Source organism: Vibrio sp. vnigr-6D03 (genome assembly GCF_002835515.1).
Taxonomy (GTDB): Bacteria; Pseudomonadota; Gammaproteobacteria; order Enterobacterales; family Vibrionaceae; genus Vibrio; species Vibrio penaeicida.
On the sequence record NZ_PIZL01000032.1, the window covers coordinates 1 to 3,373 of the forward strand.

Here is a 3,373-nt window from a genome sequence, read left to right on the forward strand (position 1 = left end):
TTCAATGAACTGCATCTTAGCCAACAAAACCTTCTGCAACCAGACCACAGAGCCCAAAACACCGATTCAGTCGAGAATTTAGGAAAACTAGCCGGAAGCCAAACTTCAAAATCTGATGAAGATGAATGGTTTTGAAACCTACAACGGCTTGGCTTGTGAGGATTTTCCACCTTGATTCAGGTTAAGGGGTCAAACTCAAAAACACTGAAGCCAGCAACTTTCGAATTCCTTACAAACCTTGAATTATCAAAGCGCTATAACGCCCAGTTAAGTAGCCAAAAACGCACAAATACTGCTTCTGCAAACTACCTTAAACACAAAACTCACCGCAAGCAAAAAATGCCACGCGTTTTTGGTCTGCTTGAACTGTTTGTTAGTTGCGAAGTTGATAGTATATGCGAGCTCTATTGAACTTGAACCTGTGATTCTCGGTTGTACTTATTACTCAAAACTGACTCTACAACTTTCTCAATTTTATCCACTTCGACGTGCAGTGCCAAGTTACAACGAAATGCAGCCTTTCTACATACATCAATGTCATTATGCTCAAGATAGCATTTCTCTAAAACATCATAGAGTTCATTCGAAAGCTCTAAGTTTCCTATTTTCTCTGAAAATTCAATCTTCTTAAGGGTCTCATTTCCCATATGCTTACCTTGAATTTGTATTGATAGCAACTAACGCCCAGTTAAGTAGCCAAAAACGTACAAATGCGGTTTCTGCAAGCTACCCTAAACACAAAACTCACCGCAAACTAAAAATGCCACGCGTTTTTGGTCTGCTTGAACTGTTTGTTAGAGCGATACAAACAAAAAACTCGCTTGGCAATGAAGCACTTAGCTTGCATTCAGTGAACAGCATCTTAACCAACAAAACCTTCTGTAACCAGACCACAAAACCCAAAACACCGATTCAGTCGAGAATTTAGGGAAACGAGCCGAGAAAAAAGCTTCGAAATTCAGCGAACCGAATTGATTTTGAAAGCTTACAGCAACTTGGATTGCGACGACTTTTCCACCTTGATGCTGCTTGAAGAATCAAACTCAAAAACCCGGAAGCCGGCAATTTTCGAGAACCCGACAACCCTTGAATTATCAAAGCGCTATAACGCCCAGTTAAGTAGCCAAAAACGCACAAATGCTGTTTCTGCAAACTACCCTAAACACAAAACTCAACGCAAACTAAAAATGCCACGCGTTTTTGGTCTGCTTGAACTGTTTGTTGTAGCGATACAAGCAAACAGACTTAACTTGGCAATGAAGCACTTAGCTTGCATTCAATGAACAGCATCTTAGCCAACAAAACCCTCTGCAACCAGACCACAAAACCTAAAACGCAGATTCAGTCGAGAATTTAGGAAAGCTAGCCGGAAACCAAACTTCAAAATCTGATGAAGCTGAATAATTTTGAAACCTACAACGACTTGGCTTGCGAGAATTTTCCACCTTGATTCTGGTTAAGGGGTCAAACTCAAAAACACTGAAGCCAGCAACTTTCGAGAACCTGACAACCCTTAAATTATCAAAGCGCTATAACGCCGCATTAAGTGGTGAGCAACGCAGACCACTGAACTTAAAGTATTGTACCGTAAACACTAAATTCAAAGTAAACCAAAAATGCCGAGCGTTGGGAATCCGTCTTAAATGCTTTGTTAGCCGTGCATCACACTCTTAGTACTTTATTACGCTAGCCAACTTGTGTATAAACTTAATTATATCAAGGTGTAAGGTGACTACAATGTACGAAAAGTTCGTAGCAAAAGACAAAGATGTATTTGCGACCCCATTATTTATTGCGTCAATTACTATCCCATTTCTAACAGCGATCGGTATCGGTTTAGGAATACACTACAGCCTTGAATTTTCTTCATTTCTAAGCAACATTTGGGCGACAATGAAGCTACCATTAGCTATTGCTTCTTTGTCACTACCACTTGCAACATGGGTTATAGCAAACCACCGTTCAGCTCAAATAACTAAAGCCAACAAGTTACAAGAATCTAAGCGCTTAGTTGAAACTTACCTCGAGCAAGAGAGCTTTTTTGAACGGGTATATGGGCGAAAAATAACTACTGCAAATTGGAAATTCATCACAAAGGATGATCTACCTGTTATCCATGCGGAACTTTACGAATTTCAAAGACTACACGAGAAAGGTCAAATTACACCAAAAGAAAGCCTGAGCGAAGATATACAACAGTATTTCGATGGGACAAGAAAGTGCTTTTGGGAGTTCTACGAGTACTTTATGGAAGAAAAACGAGATGCAAATAATGAGTACCTTTTAGAATCGTTGACTATACAGTTATTTGAATTTCTACACCGACGACTTGCAGTATTTTCAGGAACATTTGGCACTAGAAATATCGACGTAAACGAAACAAAGCTAGGAATGTATATTACTGCCTACTTTGAAATCTACTACCTATGTATCGATCTAAACCTTCCGGTCAATGGTACAACTGATGAAATACTTTCTGAAGACTATGAAACATTCAACGCCGTTGCTAACTTAATTGCTGAACGATTTGGGAATGGACAGGAAGACACCAACCTTAGTGCATTTCGTGAAAGTCTAGAAATTAAAAGAATGGTTAAGTTTGCTGTTTCAGAGCCACACGTACAGACAATCAACAAGCTTATACAGGACTGGTCGGAAAACTTTTCAGATAACTACGAGTCTATGAAATCACTCCCCTTTGACGATACTTATCTAGGTTTTAAGCTATTTACCCATACACCAGAGAACGCTGTCACTATGAGTTTTATGGAAACTGAAGAGGAAGAATACTTCGGAGAGTTAAGGCTAGAGAAAGATTCTGAAATCGTATTTATGCCGATATTCAAGGAAGACACAAAGTTAAGAATTCACAAAGATGCGCAGTCAGCAAATCAGACTATGAACGAAATATTGAGTTTCTTATCTAAACATTTTCCACGACACTGATATGTACGGCTAACGCCCAGTTAAGTAGCCAAAAACGCACAAATGCTGCTTCTGCAAACTACCCTAAACACCAAACCCACCGCAAACTAAAAATGCCACGCGTTTTTGGTCTGCTTGAACTGTTTGTTGTAGCGCAACGAATAACAAACTTACTTGGCAATGATGCATTTAACTTGCATTCAATGGACGCTATGTTAACCAACAAAATCCTCTGCAACCAGCCCACAAAACCCAAAACACCGATTCAGTCGAGAATTTAGGGAAACGAGCCGAGAGCAAAGCTTCAAAATTCAACGAACCGAATTGATTTTGAAAGCTTAAAGCAACTTGGATTGCGAGGATTTACCACCTTGATGCTAGTAGAGGAATCAAACTCCAAAACACTGAAGCCAGCAATTTTCTAGAGCCTTACAACCCTTGAATTATC

4 protein-coding genes are annotated in these 3,373 nt (G+C 39.6%); 3 read left to right on the forward strand and 1 reads right to left on the reverse strand.

Annotation, left to right across the window (positions count from 1 at the left end; all coding sequences use genetic code 11):
- Window positions 1-404: 404 nt before the first annotated feature.
- On the reverse strand, window positions 405-647 hold the full coding sequence (locus CW749_RS22905; RefSeq protein WP_101114719.1) for a hypothetical protein: 243 nt from the start codon (window positions 645-647) through the stop codon (window positions 405-407).
- Between the two features lie 20 nt (window positions 648-667).
- Here CW749_RS22905 and CW749_RS22910 point away from each other — a divergent pair, with 20 nt between their 5' ends.
- The 3 genes from CW749_RS22910 to CW749_RS22920 all read left to right on the forward strand — a co-directional run bounded on the left by CW749_RS22910 (window position 668) and on the right by CW749_RS22920 (window position 2,946).
- Window positions 668-928, forward strand: a complete 261-nt coding sequence (locus CW749_RS22910; RefSeq protein WP_101114720.1) for a hypothetical protein — start codon at window positions 668-670, stop codon at window positions 926-928.
- A 43-nt stretch (window positions 929-971) separates the two neighbouring features.
- Complete coding sequence (locus CW749_RS22915) at window positions 972-1,283, forward strand: hypothetical protein (RefSeq protein WP_101114721.1); 312 nt, start codon at window positions 972-974, stop codon at window positions 1,281-1,283.
- Between the two features lie 454 nt (window positions 1,284-1,737).
- On the forward strand, window positions 1,738-2,946 hold the full coding sequence (locus CW749_RS22920) for a hypothetical protein (RefSeq protein ID WP_101114722.1): 1,209 nt from the start codon (window positions 1,738-1,740) through the stop codon (window positions 2,944-2,946).
- Window positions 2,947-3,373 lie beyond the last annotated feature (427 nt).

Bases quoted from the DNA above. Each gene is read 5' to 3' on its own strand.
- CW749_RS22905 (WP_101114719.1), bottom strand. From the start codon at position 647: ATGGGAAATGAGACCCTTAAGAAGATTGAATTTTCAGAGAAAATAGGA.
- CW749_RS22920 (WP_101114722.1), top strand. From the start codon at position 1,738: ATGTACGAAAAGTTCGTAGCAAAAGACAAAGATGTATTTGCGACCCCA.